Origin of the sequence: Streptomyces avermitilis MA-4680 = NBRC 14893 (genome assembly GCF_000009765.2) — a bacterium.
Lineage (GTDB): Bacteria > Actinomycetota > Actinomycetes > Streptomycetales > Streptomycetaceae > Streptomyces > Streptomyces avermitilis.
The window spans coordinates 6,308,343-6,330,708 of sequence record NC_003155.5 but is presented as its reverse complement, the minus strand read 5'-3'; the positions used below and the strand labels follow the sequence as shown (position 1 = coordinate 6,330,708).

Below are 22,366 nucleotides of genomic sequence, written 5' to 3'. Positions count from 1 at the left end.
GTCAGGCGAACAGCCGCCGCCAGGCCTCGGGCCCCGGGTGGCCGTCGGCCGCACCACCGCGCCGGCCCTTGGCGCGCGGGAACGCCTCGACGCTCCGCCGGTCCCCCACCGGGCTGCCCGTGACCCCGGAGCTGTCGGCCGGCGGAATGTCCCGCCCCTTCCTTTCCAGCAGGTAGGCCCAGGTCGTCGGGTCCGGCAGCCCGTCCGCCCCCGCCCCTTGCCAGCCCTGCGCCTCCTGGAACGCCTGGGTGGCCCGGCTGTCCGCGTCCGACCAGCGCGGGCCCGGCCCGGTGGCGTAGAAGCGGGCCCCGCCGCGGTCGACGAGGAGCCGGCCGAGCTGGGTGACGTAACGGTTGTCGGCACCCGGCCCGAAGTAGGCGTCGCCCGGGTAGTCGGGAACCACTTCCAGGGGCACGGCCGCGGGGGACCCCGAAACGCCCACGTCCTCCAGCACGCTCATGTAGCGGTACGCCACATAGCTGTCGGAATTGCTCCAGTAGGCGTACGGAGTGGCCTGCATCCGGGCGACCGGGGGCGTTTCCTCGTAGGCGAGGTATTCCGTGTGCGTGTAGTCCGTCCAGCCGCCGAAAAGGACGACGTGCGAGCCCTTCTCCGGGTTGTCGGGATTATGGAAGAGGAGAATGTCGCCGGGCTTGATCTCCTCCTTCGAAATGCGGACGCCGAACTTGTCCAGGCTGCCCGTCCATTCGTTGTCGCCGAGGTTCCAGGCCATCGAGACAAAGCCCGAGCAGTCCTGGCGGTACCCGTCGGACCAGTAGGCGCTCATGCTGTACGGGATCTCCGCGGCGGTCCATGTCCTGGCCCGGTCGATGATCGCGGCCCGGGTGGTCGGGGGCGCTTTCACGGTTGCGGGGCGGCCGCCGGGGCCATGCAGCGGAGCCTTGCCCCCCTGTGGGTTCTGGGGCTCGTCACCTGCGGGAACGCCCGGCCGAACGGGGCCGTGAGCGGCGGCGACGGCCGGCATCGAGTGGCTTGCGCCAAGGACCGCACCGGCCACCGCGGCCAGGACCAGCGCTCCGCGGGCCGCCGGGCGGACGAGCTGTCCCGACAGCGCGAAAGGGGACTCCCCCGCCCTCGGACGACCTCCCGAGGGGGCACCCCCGGCGCGATGCCAGTGAACACAGCCGGGGCAGTCGCAGCCGCTCGCGGGATCGAATTCCTCGAATTCCGGAGTCGCCATGCGATTCCCCTCACACTCCGGGCGGGTATCCCGGTGGAAGTAACCTCGCTTCTGCACGGTCGCAGTTTCTCAACTGTCGTCCGATGTCGCATGCTGACGGTCCGAATGATGTACGGGCCCTCCCGGAGGGCCTCCCGGCCGGTCTCCCGAACGGCTGCCGGACGCCGCCCCGGCCCGCCCTGCCGTCGGGAGCACCGCTCGGAGTCGGGTAGAGTTCTCGGGTCAGCGGGCGCCGCTAGCTCAGTTGGTTAGAGCAGCTGACTCTTAATCAGCGGGTCCGGGGTTCGAGTCCCTGGCGGCGCACCGACCGGAAGGCCTCTCGCAGCAGCGAGGGGCCTTCCGCCGTTTGGCCGGATACCCTCTCGCCATGGCGCGCGACCTGCAAGAGCGGATCAAGAAGCTCATCATCGACCGGCGGCTGCCCTCGGGGGCCGTGCTGCCGACCGAGCCCGAACTGATGAAGCTGCTCGGCGCCAGCCGGAACTCCGTGCGCGAGGCCCTCAAGGCGCTCCAGGCGATGGGCATCGTCGAGATCCGGCACGGCTTCGGGACGTACGTCGGGCCGATGTCCATGGCCCCGATGATCGAGGGGCTCGCCTTCCGCACGGTCGCCGGGCACCGTCGCGGCGAGGACTCCCTGCTCCAGCTCCTGGAACTGCGCGAGGCGATGGAGACCGGGCTCGTCTCGCGGCTCGCCGGCCGGGTCGCGCCGCGGGATCTCGTTGAACTGGATGGCCTCGTCGACCGTATGGAGAGGGAGGCCGCCGAAGGAGCCGGCCTCGCCGAGACGGACCGCGCCTTTCACGCCACCCTCTACCGGGGCCTTGGCAATGTATTGCTGAGCGAGGTCCTGGAGGCCTTCTGGGACGCCTTCCACCGCGTACGCACCGATCTGGCGGACGTGCCGCAGGACCCACGGGTCACCTGTCGGCAGCACCGGGAGATCCTCGACGCGGTCCGCTCGGGGGATTCCATACGGGCGGAGGAGGCGATAAGGGAGCACTTCGGCAACATCCGTACACGGCTGGCCTCAACGGAACCAATCGCACCCACAAGGCGTCCCAATTAGCGCGTATGACCGGTAAACACCGCGTTTCGCGTCTTGCGATCAAGCCGGACACCATAGAACCCTGGGCTCCAAGGGACTGCCGATGCACGGCAGTTGGGGGCACGGTCCGGTTGCGACGCGCGATGGGGATGGATGGGGGCCCCATGAGCGGATGCCGAGAGTGGGAATCATGCAACCGGAAGGTCTCGTTTCCATGTCTTTCCCGTGTGGATGACGTGGTGACACCGACCTGCCACTGATCCGTCCGCCACGGTCGAGGGGGACCAAAGCGGGCGAAAGACCGACGAACACGCATCTGACCTTGCGTGTTGGGGGGAATGACTCATGACGTCGACGCCGACGGGCGCCCGACAGAACTTCGATCCGTCAGAGACGACCCAGCTCAGGGTGCCGGGTCACAGATCCGGCAACACGGGCAGCTTCCGCAGAATCAAGAAGAACCTGCCGAGATACGACTACGAGCACTACAGCCGTCTCGCGGGTCCGCTCACCCAGCCCGACCCGCACCAGCCGTACAAGGTGCAGTACCGCACGCTGCTCTCGCAGGAGCCGCACCGCCTGCGCGCCGCGCTCATGCTGGGCGCGGCACCGCTGCTGTCACTGGTCCTGCTCGGCTGGCTGCTCCAGCCCGAACACTGGACCGAACGGGACTATCCCGCCTACGACTTCCTGCCGGCTCTCGACATAGTGATGCTGGTCTCGATCGGTCTGATCGAGTTCTTCCGCTGTATGAACGTGCTGTCGAACGCGCACGCCACCCTGGTCGCCCGCGACCCGATCCCGGTGGTGCCCGAGACCGGCACCAGAGTGGCCTTCCTGACCTCCTTCGTGCCCGGCAAGGAGCCGCTGGAGATGGTGACGAAGACCCTGGAGGCGGCCGTCCGGCTGCGCCACCGGGGCCTTCTGCACATCTGGCTCCTGGACGAGGGCGACGACGCGGAGGTGAAGGCGGTCTGCGAGCGCCTGGGCGTGCACCACTTCTCCCGCAAGGGCGTCGCCAAGTGGAACCAGGCCAAGGGTCCGCACCGCGCCAAGACCAAGCACGGCAACTACAACGCCTGGCTGGAAGCCCACGGCGACGACTACGACTACTTCGCCTCGGTCGACACCGACCATGTGCCGCTGCCCAACTATCTGGAGCGGATGCTCGGCTTCTTCCGTGACCCGGACGTCGGCTTCGTCATCGGCCCGCAGGTGTACGGCAACTACGACAACCCGATCACCAAGGCCGCCGAGTCCCAGCAGTTCCTCTTCCACGCCCTGATCCAGCGGGCCGGCAACGCCTACGGCGCGCCGATGTTCGTGGGCACCTCCAACGCCGTACGCATCAAGGCGCTGAAGCAGATCGGCGGTCTGTACGACTCGATCACCGAGGACATGGCGACCGGCTTCGAGATCCACCGCCACAAGAACCCCGCCACGGGCAAGAAGTGGCGCTCGGTCTACACCCCGGACGTCCTCGCGGTCGGCGAGGGTCCGAACGCCTGGACGGACTTCTTCACCCAGCAGCTGCGCTGGTCCCGGGGCACGTACGAGACGATCCTCAAGCAGTACTGGAAGGGCTTCTACTCGCTGCCGCCGAGCAAGCTCTTCAACTACACCATGATGATCATCTTCTACCCGATGTCGGCCCTCAACTGGATCCTCGCGGCGCTGAGCTGCGCGCTGTTCCTGGGCCTGGGCGCCTCGGGCGTGAACATCGACCCGACGGTCTGGCTGATGCTGTACGGCAACGCGTCCGCGCTGCAGATCGGCCTGTACGTCTGGAACCGCCGGCACAACGTCTCCCCGCACGAGCCCGAGGGCTCCGGCGGTGTGGCGGGCATGATCATGTCGGCGCTCTCCGCGCCGGTCTACGCCCGCTCGCTGATGGACGCCGTGCTGCGGCGCAAGAGCAAGTTCGTGGTGACCCCCAAGGGTGATTCGGCGAGCCCGGACACGCTGTTCGGGACCTTCCGGATCCATCTGTTCTTCATCCTGGTCTTCGCCGGTTCGATCGCCGCCGGCCTGTTCCTCGGCCACGCCCACCCGGCGATGATCACCTGGGCCTCGTTCGCCCTGCTGATCACGGCGTCGCCGATCCTCGCGTGGCGCTGGACGCTGCGGCAGGCGAAGCGGCGGCCGGCCGCCGTGGCCGACCCGGCCGAGCCGCCGGACGCCCCGGTGACACCGCCGCAGCCCGCTCCGGCGCACGCGCGGCCCAAGCCCAGCTGGGCCGCGGACGCGGGGAACGCCACGGGCTCCGCCGGCTCCGCGGACTCCACGGCCGCGGGGAATGACCAGACCATGCAGATCGCCCTTGGGGGACACAAGAAATGAAGGACCAGGCCGGCCGCCGCCGCGCTCGTCGCATCGCGATAAGCGGGGCGGTGGTCCTCGCACTGGCCGGGATGAACGGGCCGTGGCTGTACCGCTTCGGAACGGAGAAATACCACCAGTACACGATCAACAAGCCCGAGTACAAAGCCGCCAACGGCCACTGGGACGTCATCGACTTCCCCGAGGAGTACCGGCTGAACACGATCCACGCCGCGCTCCTGCACACGGGCAAGATCCTGCTGATCGCGGGCTCGGGCAACAACCAGGACAACTTCGACGCGAAGAAGTTCGACACCCGGATCTGGGACCCGGAAAAGCGCACCATCAAGAAGATCCCGACGCCGAAGGACCTCTTCTGCACGGGCCACACACAGCTCGCGAACGGCAATCTGCTCATCGCGGGCGGCACCAAGCGGTACGAGAAGCTGAAGGGTGACGTCACCAGGGCCGGCGGCCTGATGATCGTCCACAACGAGAACCCGGACAAGCCGATCACCCTGCCCGCGGGCACCGCGTTCACCGGCAAGCGGAACGGCAAGACGTTCGTGTCGAAGGACCCGGTGCTCGTACCGCGCGCGAAGAAGGTCTTCGACAAGGCGACGGGCAGGTTCCTGCGCAACGACCCGGGCCTCGGCCGCATCTACGTCGAGGCGCAGCGCAGCGGGCAGAAGTACGAGACCGGCACGCAGGACAACTACCGCATCGGGGGCCTGGCCGGCGCGAGCGCCCGCAACACCTACGGCATCGCCCAGAAGCTCGCCCTCGACAAGAAGGACTTCCAGGGGATCAGGGACGCCTTCGAGTTCGACCCGGTCGCCGAGAAGTACATCAAGGTCGACCCGATGAACGAGGCCCGCTGGTATCCGACGCTGACCACCCTGTCCGACGGCAGGGTCCTCAGCCTCTCCGGCCTGGACGAGATCGGTCAGCTGGTGCCGGGCAAGAACGAGGTGTTCGACCCGAAGACCAAGAAGTGGACGTACACGAAGGGCGTCCGGCAGTTCCCGACGTACCCGGCGATCTCGCTGATGCAGAACGGCGAGCTGTTCTACTCGGGCGCGAACGCCGGATACGGCCCTGACGACGTGGGCCGTGACCCCGGCGTCTGGGACCTGGCGAGCAACAAGTTCACCAAGCTCCCCGGGCTGAGCGACAAGAACATGCTGGAGACGGCCGGGACCGTGCTGCTGCCGCCGGCGCAGGACGAGAAGTACATGGTCGTCGGGGGCGGCGGGGTCGGCGAGTCCAAGCTGTCCAGCAACCGGACGCGGCTCATCGACCTCAAGGCGAAGAACCCGCGCTTCGTGGACGGGCCGACGCTGGAGAAGGGCACGCGCTACCCGCAGTCCTCGATCCTCCCCGACGACACGGTCCTGGTCTCCGGCGGCTCGCAGGACTACCGCGGACGCGGCGACTCGAACATCCTCCAGGCCCGGATCTACGACGCGAAGACGAACGGCTTCAAGCGCGTCGCCGACCCGCTGGTGGGCCGCAACTACCACTCGGGGTCGATCCTGCTGCCCGACGGCCGGGTGATGTTCTTCGGCTCCGACTCGCTGTACGCGGACAAGGCGAACACCAAGCCCGGCGTGTTCGAGCAGCGCATCGAGATCTACACCCCGCCGTACGTCTACCGGGACTCACGGCCCTCCCTCTCGGGCGGCCCGGGGACCCTCGCACGCGGGGCGTCGGGCACGTTCAAGTCGGCGCACGCGTCGTCCATCAAGACGGCGCGCCTGATCCGCCCGAGCGCGTCCACGCACGTCACGGACGTGGACCAGCGGTCGATCGCGCTGGACTTCAAGAAGTCGAAGGACGGCATCACGGTGACCGTCCCGAAGAACCGCAACCTGGTCGAATCCGGCTGGTACATGCTGTTCGTGACGGACGACCAGGGGACCCCGAGCAAGGCCCAGTGGGTGCGGGTTCCCTGACCTCCCGCGCTCATACGTGACTGGGGGCGCCCTCCGCAGCGGAGGGCGCCCCCAGTCACGTACGGGCTTCCCGTCTCGTACGGGCAACCCGTCACGTACGAGCTACCCGTCACCTACTGGCTACTTGGACGCGCGGGCCAGCTTCAGCGCATAGTCGGACCACCACTCGCCCGCCTTCGGGCCGCCCTTGCACGTGCCGTCCGACTCGCCCGGGCGTTTGACCCACACATACGCGTCCACCAGCGGATCGGCCGTCTTCGTGGACGGGGTCTCGCCCAGCGCCCGCCCCGGCGGGTTGCACCAGTTCTCGTCCGCCTTGCCCGCCGTGTACGGCCCGTTGCCGTTGCGGCTCGTGTCGATCACGAAGTGCTTGTCGCCGACCTTCGCCGACAGCTGCTTGCCGTACGCGATGGAGTCCCGCGTCGTGTAGAAGTTGGAGACGTTGACCGCGAAGCCGTCGGCCCGGTCGACGCCCGCCCGCTGGAGCGGCTGGAAGATCTGGTCGGGGTGGCCCCAGCCCGCGTTGCCCGCGTCCAGGTAGACCTTGGTGTTCTTCAGCGCTCCGAGCTTGGCGATCGCGCCCTTGAGCAGGTCGTAGCGCTCCTCGTGGAACTCGTCCGGCGTGCAGCCGTCGACGATGTGCAGCAGCGCGTCCGGCTCCAGGACCACCGTCGTGTTCCGGTCCCCGATGCCCTTGGTCACGCCGTCGATCCAGGCCCGGTACGCGTCGCCGTCCGCGGCGCCGCCCTGCGAGAACTGCCCGCAGTCGCGGTGCGGAATGTTGTAGAGGACGAGGAGCGCGGTGCGGTCCGCCTTCTCCGCGGCCTCCGTGTAACCGCGCGCCTCCGCTTCCGGGTTCTCCGGCCCGATCCACTCCCCCGTCGGCTGCTCCGCTATCTTCCGGATTTGCTCGGCGTCGTCCTTCCTGCCCGCTCTCGCGTAGGTGGCGAGCTGCTCGGCCGCGTTCCCCTCGGGGTTGACCCAGAACGGGTCCGAGCCTTTCGGCCGCTGCGCGATGTCAGCGCCCCCGCCGCCCTTCTTGCTGTTGTCCTCGGGAGCGGAACACCCCGCCAGCAGCAGCGCGGCCCCCGCCAACGCCACGGCCGCCAGTGCCCCGGCCCCCCTCTTCCCGTACATCCAACTCCCCCTTGGGTGTACTGCCCGAAGTCTCAATCCTGACATAGGTGTTGCGTCACCGAAGGCGACAATCAACCCTTGTCGGTGAGCTGTTACAGCCCCGAACGCCCCCTAGGCCGCAGCGCTCATACGTTCTAGAGTGGCCCCCGACAGCCCTGGCCCCCGGCCTGTTCGCGCCATCCGCGACACCTGGATCGACCCCCACACCTCCCGCGCCGACGCCGGGTTACTCCCGCAGCCCGTGCGCGCGCGGTCGAGGACCGGTCCGGTCGGCGGCCCCGGGGGGAGCGGGCCGTCGGCCGGGCCAGGTACGTGTGCGCGAGCCGCTACGGTCCGCTGCCCGTCAGGTAGGCGTTGACCACCACGTTCGCCGTGTAGCCGCCGCTGTCGCGGTCGAAGGAACCGCCGCAGGTGATCATCCGCAGTTCGGCCCGGCCCGGCTTTCTCGGTCCGTAGGCCTGCTGGGCGTCGAAGCGGTCGCGGGCGAGGACCTGTACGTCGTCCACGGTGAACTCGGCGACCCGGCCGTCGTCACGGACCACCCGGACCGCGTCGCCGGGCCGCAGCGTGCTGAGCTTGTAGAAAATGGCGGGCCGGGTCTCGGTGTCGACGTGCCCCACGAAGAGGGCGGTCCCGGCCGCCCCGGGTTTCACCCCGGCCGCGTACCAGCCGACGACTCCCGGCTGGTCGAACGGCGGTGGCTGCACGGCGCCGTGCCCGTCGAGGCCGCGCGCCACCACGGGGGCCTGCACGCCCATCGCCGGGATGTCGACGCGCTGCGGCAGCGCCTCCCCGAGCGGTTCGGCGGAGTGCGGCAGTTCCACTTCGAGCGGCCGCCCGACCGCCGCCACGTCCCCGGTGGTCCGCGCGGACATCCCCGGCGGTACGTCGGTCACCTGCCGGCCCCACAGCCACAGTCCGAGCAGCAGCACCGCCCAGGAGATGCCCATCAGCAGACGACCGTTACCGGAGGAACGCTCCCGGTCGGACATGTCACTCACCGCTTCCGGCCGTACGGCCGTACGGCCGCGTCATCTCGGTCATGGCGTTCAGCCCGTTTCGCTCTGTCCGTTCCGCTCCCTGTTCCGGTCAGCCCGGCCCGCTCCGGTCAGTTCGTTCCGCGGTTCCGGCGGGCGGCGCCGCGTACCGCGCACGCGGCGATGCCCGCGAGGGCGAGGCCGACGAGGACGTTCCCGGCGCCGGTCTCCCGGGCTTTCTCGGACGCGAGGTGTGCCGTGCCGCCGCCGCCCGCGTTCACGGGCGCGACCGGAGAGGCGGGCGCGGCCGAGGAGAGGGGCGCGACAGAGGAGAGGGGCTCGACAGGAGAGAGGGGCGCCGCGGGGGAAGGGGGCACGGCCGAGGAGAGGGGCGCGGCCGGGGAAAGGGGCGCCGTCGGGGCCTCGGCGGGGGTCGCCGGGGACGCCCCGGCGACGGTGAGCGCGGCCCTGACCTTGTCGTCACGGCCGTCGCAGCTGATCAGGACGTCGTAGCTGCCGGGCGCCAGCAGCGTACGGACCCGGCTCTCGCCGACGAGGACGCCGTCCTTGCCGACGAGTGGCGTGTCCGCCACGAACGCGTCCGATGCCGCCGTGCCGGTCCTGCCGTCGCAGCCCCGCGCCGCGAGCCTGATGTCGCTGCCCGGGGCGGGGGACGCCGGGGACACGCCGACGCCCGTCGAGGCCGCCGCGTACGACGTGGGGGTGAGAGCGGCCGCGACGACCGCGCCCGTACAGACAGTGAGTCGCAATGAACCCATCGTGAACCTCCAGATACCTGGAGACTCCTCCTCGGGGCGCGGTCCCGCATCCGCAGAGCGGGGCCGACTGCTCCGTACGGGTGCTTCGGGTTTCAGACCGGGCCCTCGCGTTGCGAACCCGGCGTTCAGGGTTTCCGATCCATCAGATCCACCAGATCCACCAGATCCACCAGATCAATGAGATCCATGAGCTCCATGAGATCCATCAGATCCAGTCGACGAGGTCCGCGATGGAGTCGACGACCTTCGAGGGCCGGTACGGGTAGTTTTCGACCTGGTCGGGTCCCGTCAGGCCCGTGAGCACCAGGAACGTCTGCATCCCGGCCTCCATCCCGGCCAGCACGTCGGTGTCCATGCGGTCGCCGATCATCGCGCTGGTCTCGGAGTGCGCCCCCAGGGTGTTCAGGCCGGTGCGCATCATCAGCGGGTTCGGCTTGCCCGCGAAGTACGGCTTCTTGCCGGTCGCCTTGGTGATCAGGGCCGCGACGGCGCCCGTGGCGGGCAGCGGGCCCTCGGCGGACGGCCCGGTCTCGTCGGGGTTGGTACAGATGAAGCGGGCCCCCTTGTTGATCAGCCGGACGGCCTGGGTCATCGCCTCGAAGGAGTACGTGCGGGTCTCGCCGAGCACCACGTAGTCCGGCTCGTGGTCGGTCAGCACGTACCCGATGTCGTGCAGCGCCGTGGTCAGGCCGGCCTCGCCGATGACGTACGCCGTGCCGTCGGGCCGCTGGTCGCCGAGGAACTGGGCGGTGGCGAGCGCCGAGGTCCAGATGTTCTCGACCGGCACGTCCAGGCCCATGCGCCGCAGGCGGGCGTGCAGGTCGCGCGGGGTGTAGATCGAGTTGTTGGTGAGGACGAGGAAGGGCTTGCCGGACTCGCGCAGCTTCTTTATGAAGGCGTCCGCGCCGGGGATCGGGACGCCCTCGTGGATGAGCACACCGTCCATGTCGGTGAGCCATGACTCGATGGGCTTGCGCTCTGCCATGTGCGATCTCCTGCCGTACGCGGTGGCTGCGTGAGTCCCAGCAGCGTCGACGTCCAGCGTAGCGATCAGGGTGGGGGACGGTCGGCGGCGGTCGGCGGCGGTCAGCGGCGGTTGCGGTGGAGCAGTGGGCCGGCCGCGGCCAGCAGGACGCCGCCCACGACCAGCAGCAGGGTTCCGAACACCGCCCCGAGCCCGTGCGGTGCCCGCGGCCCCGTCCGGGCCAGCTCCTCGGCCCCGTCCTCCCGCGGCAGCGGGGACCCCGTCGGCGCGGGGGAGGCGCTGCCGTCACCGGCGTTGCTGTCGTCACTGCTCGTGTCGCCGTCACCGCTCGTGTTGCCGTCACCGCTCAGGTTGCCGTCACCGTTCTCGGTGCCGTCACCGCTCCCGGTGCCGTCGCCGTTGCCCTCGCTCGCGTTGCCCTCGCTCTCATTGCCGTCGCTCGCGTTGCCGTCGCCGTTGCCGGCGTCGACGACGACCTGGAACCGGTAGTCGTTCGACTGCCCCACCCAGTCCCCGTCGGCGCCCCGCCGCTGCACGATCGCCGCGTTCGCCACCACGGCGTCGGGCACGGTGCCCGCGGCGACCGTGAGCCGCACCTTGACCGTGAGCGTCCGTCCCGGCGCGACCGTGAAACCGGGGAAACCGTCGTCGAAGACCCCGACCAGCTCGTCCTGGTCGGTGCGCTCGAAGGTGACGGGGTGCGGGCGGGCCCCTTCGAAGAACTCCAGCCGGGGCTGAGTGACGGTCAGCACGCGCTTCTCGTCGACGAGTACGACGACGGGGTGGATGTTCCCGCACGGGTGGGCGGTGGTGTTCTTGAGGTCGATGAACCAGGTGCCCTCGGCGCCACCGGCCTCGTAGGAGCCGGGGCCGCCGTGAATGCGGGTGGCGAGGGGGAAGGCGCCGACGACGGGGGTGGTGCAGGTGGGGCTACGGTCCGCCGGGAGGGGGACCGCCAGGCTGGTGGCCACCGGGCTGGAGGCCACCGGGTTGGTGACCGCCGGGCTGAAGGGCGCCGGGCTGGAGACCGCCGATACGAGGGCAGCCGGTCTGGGGCCAGCTGATGCGAGGGCAGTCGATCTGCGGGCAGCCGATTCGTGGGCAGCCGATTCGGGGTCCACGGATACGGGGTCCACGGATACGCGGTCCACGGATACGGGGACCGCCGGGAGAGCGGCTGCCGGGGTGGGCGCCTGCGCGAGGAGGGCTGCGGCGGCGAGGGCGAGTGGCAGAGACGAAAGCGTGCGCAGTCGCATGAACATATGAACTGCCATATGCATCGGACCCCGGCTCCGGGGCCTCGCCACGCCCTGCACCCCCCTTCCGATGTCCGAATTCCCCCCGGTCAGCCGAACAACTCGCCTTCTTCCGGCCGCCCTCCGTTACCCGTCCGCCCGCCCGAACAGCGGCGCGAGCAGCAGCTGGGCCGCTCCCTCGGCGACCCCGCGCTCCCCGCCCGGCGCGATGCGTACCGGAACGGCCGCGGTCGTGCCCTCACGGCGGGCGCGTTCGTCGAGAACGGCGCCGACCCCGCGGACGAACGCCTTGGGGTGGGCGGCGACGGTACGCCCGCCGAGCAGTACCAGGTCGATGTCGAGCAGTCCGGCCAGATTCGCGGCGCCCGCGCCGAGGACCCGCGCGGCCTCGTCGACGGCACCGCGGGCCACGGCGGCCAGGCACAGCGCCTCGATGCAGCCGCGGTTGCCGCAGCCGCACGGCGGTCCGTCCAGCTGGATGACCTGATGCCCGAACTCCCCCGCCCCGGTCCTGGCCCCCCGGTGCACGGCCCCACCGATGACGAGCCCGGCACCGAGCCCGGTCCCGAGGTGCAGGTAGGCGAAGGACGCGGAGGAACTCGCGGGCCCCGAGGATTCGGCGGAACCCCACGGCGGGGCGTACACCCCGTTCACCCCGTACGCCCCGTAGGCCTCGTGATCGCCCTCGACCACCCCGCCCACAGCCAGCCCCAGCGCCGCCGCGTTCGTGTCCTTGTCCATGACCACGGGCACCCCCAGCCGCCGGGCCAGCGCCTCCCGCAGCGGAAACCCGTCCCACTCGGGGAACCCGGTGACCCGGTGCAGCACTCCGTGCACGTGGTCGAGCGGTCCGGGCAGCGCGACGCCGACACCGAGCACCGAGACCGAGCCCCCGGCCGCCAGCAGCGCCTCCACCTCCCGCGCCGCCCCTTCCACCAGGGTCTCGGCGCCCGCCCCCAGGTCCAGCGGCGCCCGGCGCTCCGCGACCACCGCACCCGTCAGATCGCAGAGCAGCGCCCGCAGCTCGTCCCGGTCCAGATGCAGCCCCACCGCGTGTCCGGCGCCGGGCACCAGGCACAGCACGGTTCGCGGCTTGCCGCCCGTCGAGGCGCGGCGGCCCGCCTCCGCCACCAGACCGTCCGCCCGCAGCCGGGCGGTGATCTTGCTGACGGCCTGCGGGGTCAGCCCGGTCCGCTCGGCGAGTTCGAGGCGGCTGATGCCGGCCGGCCCGGCGGTGCGCAGCAGATCGAGCACCAGCGCCGCGTTGTGCCCGCGCAGCCCCAGCAGATTGACGCCCGCCTTCACACCCGACTTCGCACCCGGCTTCACCCCGGCCCCCGTCTCCGACGCCACTGCGGGCCTCGCGCCCGCCGTCCCACCCGACTCCTCGTTGCTCCTGTTCACGTAGGCCATTCTCCCCCGCGCTTGCACTTTGGCAACAGCGTTGCGAAAGTAGAACCATGAGTGGATCCATGACTGGCACAGCTTCCGGCTCCGGCACCCCCCTCCGCGTGGCCCTGGTCGGCTACGGGCTCGCGGGCTCCGTCTTCCATGCCCCGCTGATCGCCGCCACCGAGGGCCTCGCGCTCGACACGGTGGTCACGACCAGCCCGGAGCGGCAGGAGCAGGCCCGCGCCGAGTTCGGCGACAGCCTCAGGTTCGCCGCGACCCCCGACGACCTCTGGTCCCGCGCCGACGAGCTGGACCTGGTCGTCATCGCGTCCCCGAACAAGACGCACGTCCCGATCGCGACCGCCGCCCTCAAGGCCGGCCTCCCCGTCGTCGTGGACAAGCCCATCGCGGGCACGGCGGCCGAGGCACGCGAGCTGGCCGCCCTCGCCGACGAACGCGGCCTGCTGCTCTCCGTCTTCCAGAACCGCCGCTGGGACAACGACTTCCTGACCCTCCGCAAGCTGCTCGAGGAGGGCGAGCTCGGCGACGCCTGGCGCTTCGAGTCCCGTTTCGAGCGCTGGCGCCCGCAGCCCAAGGGCGGCTGGCGTGAGTCCGGCGACCCGGCAGAGATCGGAGGTCTGCTCTACGACCTCGGCAGCCACCTCGTCGACCAGGCGCTGGCCCTCTTCGGCCCCGCCGCCTCGGTGTACGCCGAGTCGGACGTCCGCCGCCCCGGCGCGGAGACCGACGACGACACGTTCATCGCGGTCACGCACACGAACGGCGTCCGCTCCCACCTCTACGCCTCCGCGACCGCGGCCCAGCTCGGCCCGCGCTTCCGGGTGCTCGGCTCACAGGCCGGTTACGTGAAGTACGGCCTCGACCCGCAGGAGGCCGCCCTGCGTGAGGGCGATCGGCCCACGGGTGACGGGGACTGGGGCGTCGAGCCCGAGTCGCTGTGGGGCCGCGTCGGCGCCGGCGAGTCCCCGCTGAGCGGCGGCGGCACCCCCGTACCCACGCTGCCGGGCGCGTACCCCGCCTTCTACGACGCCGTGGCGAAGGCGCTGCGCGAGGACGGCCCCAACCCGGTGACCGCGTACGAGGCCGCGGACGCCCTGGACGTCCTGGAGGCGGCCCGCCGCTCCGCCCGCGACGGCGAGACCGTGATCGTGTGACCAAGGAGACCGACGAGACCGAGGAGGCCCAGGTGACTGAGGAAATGCAGATGACCGAGGTGACCGAGGTGACCGAGGCGGCCAAGCCCCCGACGATCCCCGAACTCGAAGCCCAGGAGCGCCGTTTGACGCTCCCGCACTTCACATACGACGACGCGTGGGCATTCGGCAACCTGCTGGTGGAGCTGGCACGGCGGCGCTGCGCCCCCGTGGCCGTCGACATCCGCCGCGGCGGACAGCAGCTCTTCCACGCGGCACTGCCCGGCTCGACCCCGGACAACGACGCCTGGATCGACCGCAAACGCCGCGTCGTCGAGCGCTACGGCAGTTCGTCCTACCTCGTCGGCTGCCGCTTCCGCGCCAAGGGCACGACGTTCGAGGAATCCTCGCGCCTGGACCCGGACAAGTACGCGGCGCACGGCGGCGCGTTCCCGATCACGGTGGAGGGCGCGGGCGTCGTCGGCACGGTGGTGGTCTCCGGACTCCCGCAGGTGGAAGACCACGCACTGGTGGTGGAGGCCCTGGAGCAGTTCATGACCAGGCCCTGGAGCAGTTCCTGAACACCCGACGGAACAGACCCCCGCACCCTGTCAGGGGCGCGGGGGTCTGTTTTTTCAGGGGCGCGGGGAACTGCGCGATCAGCCACACACAACCCGCGGCTCACGAACCCTCCGCAGCCCCCGCCCCCACCCCCGCCCCTGCCTCACCCAGCGGAGCGCCTACGCATCCTTGAACTCCTGCCGCTGACGCCCGAGCCCCTCGATCTCCAGCTCGACCACGTCACCCGCCCGCAGGTACGGCTTCGGCTCGGGCCGTCCCATCGCGACCCCGGCCGGCGTACCGGTGTTGATGACGTCACCCGGGTACAGGGTCATGAACTGGCTGACGTACCGCACCACTTCGGCGACCGGGAAGATCTGCTCGGCCGTCGTGCCGTCCTGCTTCAGCTCGCCGTTGACCCAGAGCCTGAGCGCGAGGTCCTGCGGGTCGGGGACCTCGTCCGCCGTCACGAGCCAGGGGCCCAGCGGGTTGAACGTCTCGCAGTTCTTGCCCTTGTCCCAGGTACCGCCGCGCTCGATCTGGAACGCGCGCTCGGAGACGTCGTGCGCCACCGCGTACCCGGCGACATGCGCGAGCGCCTCCTCGTGCGACTCCAGGTAGCGGGCCGTACGTCCGATGACGACCGCGAGTTCGACCTCCCAGTCGGTCTTGGCCGACCCGCGCGGCACGAGCACCGTGTCCTGCGGGCCGACCACCGTGTCCGCCGCCTTGAAGAAGATCACCGGCTCGGTGGGCGGCTCGGCGCCGGTCTCGCGGGCGTGGTCGTGGTAGTTCAGACCGATGCAGACGACCTTGCCGATCCGGGCGAGCGGCGGTCCGACGCGCAGCCCGGCCGCGTCCAGCGCGGGCAGCTCACCGGCCTGTGCGGCGGACCGGATCCGGCCGAGCGCCGCGTCGTCGGCGAGCAGCGCACCGTCGATGTCCGGGACGATGCCCGACAGGTCCCGCAGGGTCCCCTCGGCGTCGAGCAGCGCGGGCCGCTCCGCCCCGGCCGTACCGACTCGCAGCAGCTTCATGATCACAATCTCCCTCGATCGCGGCAGCCCGGTCCGATGGGTGCAGCCATCGGAGGACTGGTCGATCCTCCAAGGCCGACGTGCACTCCGCAATACCTTGTTCACGGACTGGACTCAGGAGGACCGCTTCAGGAGAACCGCTTCAGGAGGACCGCTCCGGTACCGGGTACAGCGCCGCCCGCTCGACCGCGCTCCACGTCGTGCTGGTCACCACGTACAGCGCGGCGGCCAGCGGCACGAACGCCACGGTGAAGAGCGTGAAGAAGGACATCAGCGGCATGAACCTGTTGATCGCGCCCAGCCCCGGCACCTGCTGCTCGCCGTCGCCCACCGGGAGCGGGTTCGCCGCCATCGTCCGCTTCGTACGGCGGTAGTTGAAGGTCGCGACCGCCGCGACGATCGCGAAGAGGCCGAGGTAGACCAGCCCCTGCGTCCCGAACGGCCCGCCGTCGCCCAGCGCGTCCGCCCAGCGGTCGCCGAGGGGCGCGGTGAACAGGGTGTGGGTCAGCAGTTCGTTGCCTTCGCCGCCGATCGTCGTGTTCGAGAACAGGTGGTAGAGGAGGAAGAAGGCGGGGAGCTGGAAGAGCCCGGGCAGACACCCGGACAGCGGCGAGACCTTCTCCTCGGCATGCAGTTCCAGCAGCGCCTTCTGGAGCTTCTCGGGGTTCTTGCCGTGCTTCTTGCGCAGCTCCGCGACCTGCGGCTGGAGCCTCGCCCGCGCCCGCTGCCCACGCGCCGACGCCCGGGACAGCGGGTGCACCAGGAGCCGTACGAGCGCGGTGAACAGGACGATCGCGGCCGCCGCGGCGGAGGCGTGGAACAGCGGCTGGAGCACGTCGGCGAGTTGCTCGACCAAGCCGGCGAAAACGGACATGACAGTGGACATGAAGGTGAACATGGGTGAGCCCTCCGGGGGCCTCGTCGTGCCGGGGATACGCATGGCGGCATGACGACCCGCGCGGGGTCACCGGAGATTCAGGGGATCCCTACGCGGCCGTCAGGAGGGCGTGTCCGGGCGCTCGGGGGCGCGTACGCCCCGATGCGTCGGGATCGCGTTGGGGCAGGAACGCCGTGCGCTGCTCGCGGTCGCGGATGGCCGTCCGTACGCGCGTACGCGGGACGGCGGGCGCGCAGCGCGCGGCGATCAGCGCGCAGGCGGCGAGCGCGGAGCCGGCCGCGGCGGTCGCGGCGAAGGCGACGGCGGCGGAGAGACTGCCGGCGTCGAGGACGGCCAGCTCGAGGAGGAGCACGAGCAGCACGGCGGCGGGGCGCATGGCGACCCAGGTCCGGATCATGAACTGCCCCTCCCCTCCTGCTCGCACATCCTTTTGAGGCTCCCTGCCGTTTATACAGGATCCGCGGCAGAGGATCCGCTCCACCCGGTCGTCGTCTCCGCCGGCGCTGTCGGCGCCGGCGGCAGCGGCGTTCAGCGTGGCGGGGCTTCGGGAGCCCGAGGACGACGGGGTCCAGCCGGTTCACGAGCGGGACTTAGCGAGGAGCCCGAGGACGCATGGAGGCGAGCTTGCCCCACACCACCAGGCGGTAGCGGGAGGTGAACTCGGGGGTACAGGTGGTGAGCGTGAGGTAGTAGCCGGGGCTGCGGTAGCCGTACGCGGGCCGGACGGTGCTGCGGGGCACCCGCGCGATGACGCCCCCGTCGCTCGCCGAGGTCTGCGGGAGGGTCCGGTCGACGACGTACGTGTAGGTGGCCGTCCTGGTCTCCACCTCGACGGTGTCACCGCGGCGGAGCCGGTTGAGATACCGGAAGGGCTCGCCGTGGGTGTTGCGGTGCCCGGCGAGGGCGAAGTTCCCGGCCCGGCCCGGCTGCGCCGTCTTCGGGTAGTGGCCGACGTACCCGTGGTTGAGCACGCTCGCCTTGCCGATGCCTTCGGCGACGGGGACCCGGAGGGAGAGGCGGGGGATGGTGAGGACGGCGTACGCCTGGGAGGGACGGGGCTGGGGGGCCGGGGTCGCGTGGGCCGCGTTTCCGTCCCGGGACGGGCCGGCGCTCGCGGACCCGTCGCCCCCGTCGCCCCCGTCGCGCCCGGACCTGTCGCCGTCCGCCGCCGCCGTGCTCGCGGACTCCGGTGCCGACGGACTGCCCCACTCCCGCTCCAGCGCCCGCACCCCGCGCTCGGCGTCCCGCTGGGCCTGCCGGTTGGTCCACCACAACTGGTGGACGACGAGGAGCAGGAGGACGACCCCTACGGTGACGAGGAGTTCCCCGCCGGTCCAGAGCGTGCGCCGGCGGAGGTCACGTCGCCGCCGAGTGCGCTGCTGCACCACCGGCACACCGGGAGCCCGCATGCGTACGCCTCCTTCACCGGGCCCGCACGATAAGGGCTGCCCCTTCAAGTCACCAGCCCCGTACGCCTCCGCACCCCCCATGTCTTCGTCGACGGGCTCTTCATACACAGGTTAGGGAAAGGGCTGTCACAACCCTCGACAACCTCACCCGGCACACCCGATGCTTCGTCATGCCCACGACGAATCCAGGCTTCGATCTCACGGGATTCAGGACGGACTCAGCACGGACCCAGCACGGACCCAGCACGGATTCAGGACGGATTCAGGACGGAGAGGTCATGATCCGACGCAGGACACTGCTGGCCGCGGCCGGCGGTACGTTCCTCGGCAGCGCACTGGCGACAGGCACCGCACGGGCCGACGCGACGATCGCCGTCAACCCCTCGACGACGTACGGGAAGTGGGAGGGCTGGGGCACGTCGCTGGCGTGGTGGGCGAACGTCTTCGGGGCGCGGGACGACTTCGCCGACCTCTTCTTCACCACCAAGTCGGTCACGTACAACGGCAGGACGCTCCCGGGCCTCGGCCTGAACATCGCCCGCTACAACCTGGGCGCGTGCAGCTGGAACAGCGTGAGCGGCGAAAGCATGGTCGCCTCCGCCAACATCCCGGCCTTCAAGCAGATCGAGGGCTACTGGCAGGACTGGAACAACGAGGACCCGACGTCCTCGGCCTGGAAGTGGACGGCGGACGCGGCGCAACGCACCATGCTGGTCAAGGCGACGGCGCGGGGCGCGACCACCGAACTGTTCGCGAACTCCCCGATGTGGTGGATGTGCCTGAACCACAACCCGTCGGGCGCGTCCGGCGGCGGCAACAACCTCCAGTCCTGGAACTACCGCCAGCACGCCTCGCACCTGGCCGCCGTGGCCCTGTACGCGAAGTCGAACTGGGGCGTGAACTTCGCGACGGTCGACCCCTTCAACGAACCCTCCTCCAGTTGGTGGACGGCGACCGGCACCCAGGAGGGCTGCCACATGGACGCGTCGGTCCAGGCGGCCGTACTCCCGTATCTGCGCAGCGAGTTGGACAGGCGGGGCCTGACGGGTACGAAGATCTCGGCATCGGACGAGACGAGCTACGACCTGGCCCGCACGACCTGGGGTTCGTTCGGCTCGTCGACGAAGGCGCTGGTCAACCGGGTCAACGTGCACGGTTACCAGGGCTCGGGCGGCCGCCGCGACCTCCTGTACACGGACGTGGTGACGACGGCGGGCAAGGCCCTGTGGAACTCGGAGACGGGCGACAGCGACGGGACCGGCCTGACCCTGGCGAGCAACCTGTGCCTGGACTTCCGCTGGCTGCACCCGACGGCCTGGGTCTACTGGCAGGTGATGGACCCCAGCTCCGGCTGGGCGATGATCGCGTACGACGCGAGCACGCTCCAGCCGGGCGCGGTGCAGACGAAGTACTACGTGATGGCCCAGTTCAGCCGCCACATCCGCGCCGGGATGACGATCGTCGACACGGGGGTCGGCTACGCGGCGGCGGCGTACGACGCGACGGCCAGACGCCTGGTGATCGTGGCCGTGAACACCTCGACGTCGGCCCAGACCCTGACCTTCGACCTCTCCCGCTTCAGCACGGTGACGGGCGGCACGGGCGGCCTGGTCCGCCGCTGGAACACGGTCACGGGCGGCGGTGGCGACCTCTACGCCGCGCACTCGGACACCTACCTGAGCGGAAAGTCACTGAGCGTGCCGTTCGCGGCGGGCGCGGTGCAGACGCTGGAGGTGGACGGAGTGACGGTATGACCGGTGGCCCCGCCGGCCCGGAGTGACGGTACGACCCACGGTCACGCCGCTCCGGAGTGACGGTGCGACCCGTGAGCCCGCCCGGCACGAGTGACGGTGCGCTCCCTGGCCCCGCCGGAGCCGGTGTGAAGGCGTGCCCCCGTGGCCCCACTGGCCTGCACTTCTCTCTTCTTCCCGGGCCGACGGCAGTACGGTGTCAACCATGCGCCCCGACACGCCTGCCGAGAACGTCGACCACCACGCCGAAGCGGCACGCCTGGAGCGGACCGCCGGCCTGTATCCCGAGGACGCGGAACACCTGCTGTTGCAGGCCGCGGCCCATCTGGAACTGGCCGGCCACCGCCCACGCGCCACGTCGCTGTACGACAGCCTGCTCTCCTCTTCCACACCCCTGGAGAACCCCCACCTGGTACGAGCCCTGAAGGCGTCGAACCTGTGGGAGTACGGCCACGAGGCCGAGGCGCGAGCGATCATCGACGGAATCCGCGCCGCGTCCCCGCGGGACCCGGCCCCGTGGGTGATCGTGGCCGAGGCGCTGGAGCAGCACGACGAGCTGGAGGCGGCGCAAGAAACGTTCACGCAGGGGGTGACCCTCCTGCTGACGGACGTACCGGAACCCCCGTACTCGACCCTCCCCCTCCTCTTCGGCCGCCACCGGGTCCGCCGCATGCTGGGCGCACCGCACGACGAGTGGGACACCCGGGCGGACACGCTCAACTCGTCCTCGGTCTCCCTGGACGAACTCCACGACCCGAAGCGGATCTGGTCCCTGGGCTCGAACAACCCGGCGGAACTGGAGGCGGAGATCAGCCGCCTCCGAGCGGAACTGGGCGTGTACCGGGAGGCCCTCTCCCGCCCGTTCCCGGTGGCCGTCCTGCACTGGCCGGCCCAGGAACTCACGGAACTGCTGGCGGCGTTCCCGTCCCTGTCCGCCGAGTACCCGTCCCACGAGCAGCACCTCGCGACGATAGAAGCGTCCCTGAGGGAACTGTCCGCCTCCGGCACCCCGAACCTGGGCATCGTCACGGGCACGGTCCCGTCGTACGAGGCGTTCGCGGCCTCGGAGGCCTCGTCCCCGGCAGACGGCTCACTCCTACCGCAGTACGCGACGACACTGGCGGCGCGCGGACTGGCAGTGGCTTGGCCGCCGCAGCGGACGGGTGAGTGTTGGTGTGGGTCTGGGCGGGTTTATGGGGAGTGTCACGGGGCGGAGTAGAGAACCCGCTCCGACCCCGTGCCCCTCAGCCGGCCGCGACCCCAGCCCTACTCCTGGCTGGGGTCACCCTTCTCCAGCCACCACTCGCGGTGATAGCGGACGTAGTCCAAGTGGACGTGGTGCTCTTTCTTCCTCTTGAGCTTTGACAGAACGTTTCCGCCGAGCTCCCCGGCACGCACGATGATCGACCAGTCGTCTTCGATGATGATGGCCCCGATATCAAGGCGCACATGGCAGTTGGGGCAGAGGCAGAGGACGTTGGGCTCCACGTCAGGGCCACAGTGCGGCTTGCCAAGGGGTCGGATATGAGCGCCCTCGCTATACGGCCGCCCGTCCGGACCCACCAATCGCAGACCGCACGCCTGGCACTCCCCGCCATAGAGGTCCTTGACGTTCCTTGACACCGCAGCGTCACGCACCAGTCGCTGGATCCGCGCAGCACGTGTCTTGGGGAACTTCTCCCCTTGTGAGGACTCTTCCTCCGATTCCTCCTCGGACTCGCCTTCAGCCGCTTCCAGTTGCTCTTGCGGCAGGTCCAGCTCTTCCTGCTCGTCCAACAAGTCGGCGATCTGTTGCTCCACCGAGGTCGGGTCTTGAAGCTCATCAGGGAGCCGCCTCAGATCAAACTGACATATCTCGATGGGCGTGCCATCCGGCGCCGGCCACTTCGATAGCGCCGTACGAATTTCCGTAATCTCGTACAATCCGTCATATCGATAGCAATCGATCGGGGAGTATCGCGAATCCCCTTTCCAGCCACGAATAACACGAATGGGGTGTCGGCGCTCATAGCTCCGCTTAAGTGCAGCATTGTCTTGATACGTCCAAGATTGGCTACAGCGGAGCTTCGGAACGCCCCCATCCTTGTACTTTTCCTTGTCGGGCGACGCTCCCGTGTACCGCACCCAAGACCAGTCGTCCTTGTCGTCGTCGTAGCCCCCGTGCAGGACGATGGCGTCGGCGACATCGCTGCCATCCTCATCGGCGAGCCACGAGATGCCTCTCATGGTGTCTCGATGCAGATTGTTTCGCTTCACCTGCTTCCGCCTGTGAAACTCCGCCGCCGGGGCGATGCCTTCTATGTGACCGATTCTTCGCTCTCCCACTCAGCCATACTGGAGCGGATCGATCACTCATGTCACTCATTGGTCCAGAGCAGACCGGTTCTCTACCTACTTCCGACCGACTTGCGTCGTAATGACGTTGGATCGACACCCGTGTGTCAGTGGCCCCTGTTACAACTGGTCATAGCCGCATCAGCAATCAGGGGGGCCAGCGTGAGTCAAGC

Annotated in this window: 19 protein-coding genes and 1 tRNA gene; 8 read left to right on the top strand and 12 right to left on the bottom strand. The window is 70.0% G+C overall.

Annotation, left to right across the window (positions count from 1 at the left end; all coding sequences use genetic code 11):
• Nucleotide 1 precedes the first annotated feature (1 nt).
• Entirely contained in the window at nucleotides 2-1,201 is a 1,200-nt protein-coding gene (locus SAVERM_RS26945) for a peptidoglycan-binding protein (RefSeq protein WP_010986625.1), read from the bottom strand.
• A 229-nt stretch (nucleotides 1,202-1,430) separates the two neighbouring features.
• Here SAVERM_RS26945 and SAVERM_RS26940 point away from each other — a divergent pair.
• The 4 genes from SAVERM_RS26940 to glxA all read left to right on the top strand — a co-directional run bounded on the left by SAVERM_RS26940 (nucleotide 1,431) and on the right by glxA (nucleotide 6,523).
• Nucleotides 1,431-1,504 (top strand) — tRNA-Lys (locus SAVERM_RS26940).
• A gap of 64 nt (nucleotides 1,505-1,568) precedes the next feature.
• Nucleotides 1,569-2,270 (top strand): FadR/GntR family transcriptional regulator, encoded by a 702-nt coding sequence (locus SAVERM_RS26935; protein ID WP_037649864.1) that lies wholly within the window; start codon nucleotides 1,569-1,571, stop codon nucleotides 2,268-2,270.
• 324 nt (nucleotides 2,271-2,594) lie between these two features.
• A complete protein-coding gene (locus SAVERM_RS26930) occupies nucleotides 2,595-4,589 on the top strand; it encodes a glycosyltransferase family 2 protein (protein WP_010986623.1) in 1,995 nt (664 codons plus the stop codon).
• A complete protein-coding gene (glxA, locus tag SAVERM_RS26925; RefSeq protein ID WP_010986622.1) occupies nucleotides 4,586-6,523 on the top strand; it encodes a radical copper oxidase GlxA in 1,938 nt (645 codons plus the stop codon). Before SAVERM_RS26930 ends, glxA begins: the two co-directional genes overlap by 4 nt.
• A gap of 120 nt (nucleotides 6,524-6,643) precedes the next feature.
• On the opposite strand, the gene SAVERM_RS26920 is transcribed toward glxA, so the two are convergent.
• The 6 genes from SAVERM_RS26920 to SAVERM_RS26895 form a co-directional block, all read right to left on the bottom strand.
• Nucleotides 6,644-7,660 (bottom strand): glycoside hydrolase family 6 protein, encoded by a 1,017-nt coding sequence (locus SAVERM_RS26920; protein ID WP_010986621.1) that lies wholly within the window; start codon nucleotides 7,658-7,660, stop codon nucleotides 6,644-6,646.
• Between the two features lie 326 nt (nucleotides 7,661-7,986).
• Entirely contained in the window at nucleotides 7,987-8,652 is a 666-nt protein-coding gene (locus SAVERM_RS26915; protein ID WP_010986620.1) for a class F sortase, read from the bottom strand.
• Nucleotides 8,653-8,768: 116 nt separating this feature from the next.
• Complete coding sequence (locus SAVERM_RS26910) at nucleotides 8,769-9,416, bottom strand: hypothetical protein (RefSeq protein ID WP_010986619.1); 648 nt, start codon at nucleotides 9,414-9,416, stop codon at nucleotides 8,769-8,771.
• A 205-nt stretch (nucleotides 9,417-9,621) separates the two neighbouring features.
• Nucleotides 9,622-10,401: an HAD-IIA family hydrolase gene (locus tag SAVERM_RS26905; RefSeq protein ID WP_010986618.1), complete on the bottom strand. Its 780-nt coding sequence runs from the start codon at nucleotides 10,399-10,401 to the stop codon at nucleotides 9,622-9,624.
• Nucleotides 10,402-10,502: 101 nt separating this feature from the next.
• On the bottom strand, nucleotides 10,503-11,372 hold the full coding sequence (locus SAVERM_RS26900; RefSeq protein ID WP_048894319.1) for a hypothetical protein: 870 nt from the start codon (nucleotides 11,370-11,372) through the stop codon (nucleotides 10,503-10,505).
• A gap of 411 nt (nucleotides 11,373-11,783) precedes the next feature.
• Nucleotides 11,784-13,070 carry an ROK family transcriptional regulator gene (locus SAVERM_RS26895; RefSeq protein WP_010986616.1) on the bottom strand — a complete coding sequence of 429 codons (1,287 nt, stop codon included), beginning with the start codon at nucleotides 13,068-13,070 and terminating at the stop codon, nucleotides 11,784-11,786.
• A gap of 59 nt (nucleotides 13,071-13,129) precedes the next feature.
• On the opposite strand from SAVERM_RS26895, the gene SAVERM_RS26890 reads away from it, so the two are divergent.
• Both SAVERM_RS26890 and SAVERM_RS26885 read left to right on the top strand, forming a co-directional pair.
• Nucleotides 13,130-14,224: a Gfo/Idh/MocA family protein gene (locus SAVERM_RS26890; protein WP_010986615.1), complete on the top strand. Its 1,095-nt coding sequence runs from the start codon at nucleotides 13,130-13,132 to the stop codon at nucleotides 14,222-14,224.
• A gap of 50 nt (nucleotides 14,225-14,274) precedes the next feature.
• Nucleotides 14,275-14,784, top strand: coding sequence for a heme-degrading domain-containing protein (locus SAVERM_RS26885; RefSeq protein WP_107083048.1), 510 nt, complete (start codon nucleotides 14,275-14,277; stop codon nucleotides 14,782-14,784).
• Between the two features lie 159 nt (nucleotides 14,785-14,943).
• Here the strand turns inward: SAVERM_RS26885 and SAVERM_RS26880 are convergent, their stop codons facing one another.
• From SAVERM_RS26880 to SAVERM_RS26865, 4 genes are all read right to left on the bottom strand, one after another.
• Nucleotides 14,944-15,801, bottom strand: a complete 858-nt coding sequence (locus tag SAVERM_RS26880; protein ID WP_010986613.1) for a fumarylacetoacetate hydrolase family protein — start codon at nucleotides 15,799-15,801, stop codon at nucleotides 14,944-14,946.
• 142 nt (nucleotides 15,802-15,943) lie between these two features.
• Nucleotides 15,944-16,675 carry a YidC/Oxa1 family membrane protein insertase gene (locus SAVERM_RS26875; protein ID WP_010986612.1) on the bottom strand — a complete coding sequence of 244 codons (732 nt, stop codon included), beginning with the start codon at nucleotides 16,673-16,675 and terminating at the stop codon, nucleotides 15,944-15,946.
• Nucleotides 16,676-16,787: 112 nt separating this feature from the next.
• Entirely contained in the window at nucleotides 16,788-17,096 is a 309-nt protein-coding gene (locus tag SAVERM_RS26870) for a DUF6412 domain-containing protein (protein ID WP_037649868.1), read from the bottom strand.
• A 193-nt stretch (nucleotides 17,097-17,289) separates the two neighbouring features.
• Nucleotides 17,290-18,108: a class E sortase gene (locus SAVERM_RS26865; protein WP_010986610.1), complete on the bottom strand. Its 819-nt coding sequence runs from the start codon at nucleotides 18,106-18,108 to the stop codon at nucleotides 17,290-17,292.
• Nucleotides 18,109-18,386: 278 nt separating this feature from the next.
• Here SAVERM_RS26865 and SAVERM_RS26860 point away from each other — a divergent pair, with 278 nt between their 5' ends.
• Both SAVERM_RS26860 and SAVERM_RS26855 read left to right on the top strand, forming a co-directional pair.
• Complete coding sequence (locus SAVERM_RS26860) at nucleotides 18,387-19,862, top strand: glycoside hydrolase (RefSeq protein ID WP_010986609.1); 1,476 nt, start codon at nucleotides 18,387-18,389, stop codon at nucleotides 19,860-19,862.
• A 202-nt stretch (nucleotides 19,863-20,064) separates the two neighbouring features.
• Complete coding sequence (locus tag SAVERM_RS26855) at nucleotides 20,065-21,078, top strand: SEC-C domain-containing protein (protein ID WP_010986608.1); 1,014 nt, start codon at nucleotides 20,065-20,067, stop codon at nucleotides 21,076-21,078.
• A gap of 47 nt (nucleotides 21,079-21,125) precedes the next feature.
• Here SAVERM_RS26855 and SAVERM_RS42955 read toward each other — a convergent pair whose 3' ends face one another.
• Nucleotides 21,126-22,184 carry a YDG/SRA domain-containing protein gene (locus SAVERM_RS42955; RefSeq protein ID WP_078234507.1) on the bottom strand — a complete coding sequence of 353 codons (1,059 nt, stop codon included), beginning with the start codon at nucleotides 22,182-22,184 and terminating at the stop codon, nucleotides 21,126-21,128.
• Between the last annotated feature and the right edge of the window lie 182 nt (nucleotides 22,185-22,366).

Coding starts and splice junctions, on each gene's coding strand:
- SAVERM_RS26945 (WP_010986625.1), bottom strand. CDS start 1,201: ATGGCGACTCCGGAATTCGAGGAATTCGATCCCGCGAGCGGCTGCGAC.
- SAVERM_RS26935 (WP_037649864.1), top strand. CDS start 1,569: ATGGCGCGCGACCTGCAAGAGCGGATCAAGAAGCTCATCATCGACCGG.
- SAVERM_RS26930 (WP_010986623.1), top strand. CDS start 2,595: ATGACGTCGACGCCGACGGGCGCCCGACAGAACTTCGATCCGTCAGAG.
- glxA (WP_010986622.1), top strand. CDS start 4,586: ATGAAGGACCAGGCCGGCCGCCGCCGCGCTCGTCGCATCGCGATAAGC.
- SAVERM_RS26920 (WP_010986621.1), bottom strand. CDS start 7,660: ATGTACGGGAAGAGGGGGGCCGGGGCACTGGCGGCCGTGGCGTTGGCG.
- SAVERM_RS26915 (WP_010986620.1), bottom strand. CDS start 8,652: ATGTCCGACCGGGAGCGTTCCTCCGGTAACGGTCGTCTGCTGATGGGC.
- SAVERM_RS26910 (WP_010986619.1), bottom strand. CDS start 9,416: ATGGGTTCATTGCGACTCACTGTCTGTACGGGCGCGGTCGTCGCGGCC.
- SAVERM_RS26905 (WP_010986618.1), bottom strand. CDS start 10,401: ATGGCAGAGCGCAAGCCCATCGAGTCATGGCTCACCGACATGGACGGT.
- SAVERM_RS26895 (WP_010986616.1), bottom strand. CDS start 13,070: ATGGCCTACGTGAACAGGAGCAACGAGGAGTCGGGTGGGACGGCGGGC.
- SAVERM_RS26890 (WP_010986615.1), top strand. CDS start 13,130: ATGACTGGCACAGCTTCCGGCTCCGGCACCCCCCTCCGCGTGGCCCTG.
- SAVERM_RS26885 (WP_107083048.1), top strand. CDS start 14,275: ATGACCGAGGTGACCGAGGTGACCGAGGCGGCCAAGCCCCCGACGATC.
- SAVERM_RS26880 (WP_010986613.1), bottom strand. CDS start 15,801: ATGAAGCTGCTGCGAGTCGGTACGGCCGGGGCGGAGCGGCCCGCGCTG.
- SAVERM_RS26875 (WP_010986612.1), bottom strand. CDS start 16,675: ATGTCCGTTTTCGCCGGCTTGGTCGAGCAACTCGCCGACGTGCTCCAG.
- SAVERM_RS26870 (WP_037649868.1), bottom strand. CDS start 17,096: ATGATCCGGACCTGGGTCGCCATGCGCCCCGCCGCCGTGCTGCTCGTG.
- SAVERM_RS26865 (WP_010986610.1), bottom strand. CDS start 18,108: ATGCGGGCTCCCGGTGTGCCGGTGGTGCAGCAGCGCACTCGGCGGCGA.
- SAVERM_RS26860 (WP_010986609.1), top strand. CDS start 18,387: ATGATCCGACGCAGGACACTGCTGGCCGCGGCCGGCGGTACGTTCCTC.
- SAVERM_RS26855 (WP_010986608.1), top strand. CDS start 20,065: ATGCGCCCCGACACGCCTGCCGAGAACGTCGACCACCACGCCGAAGCG.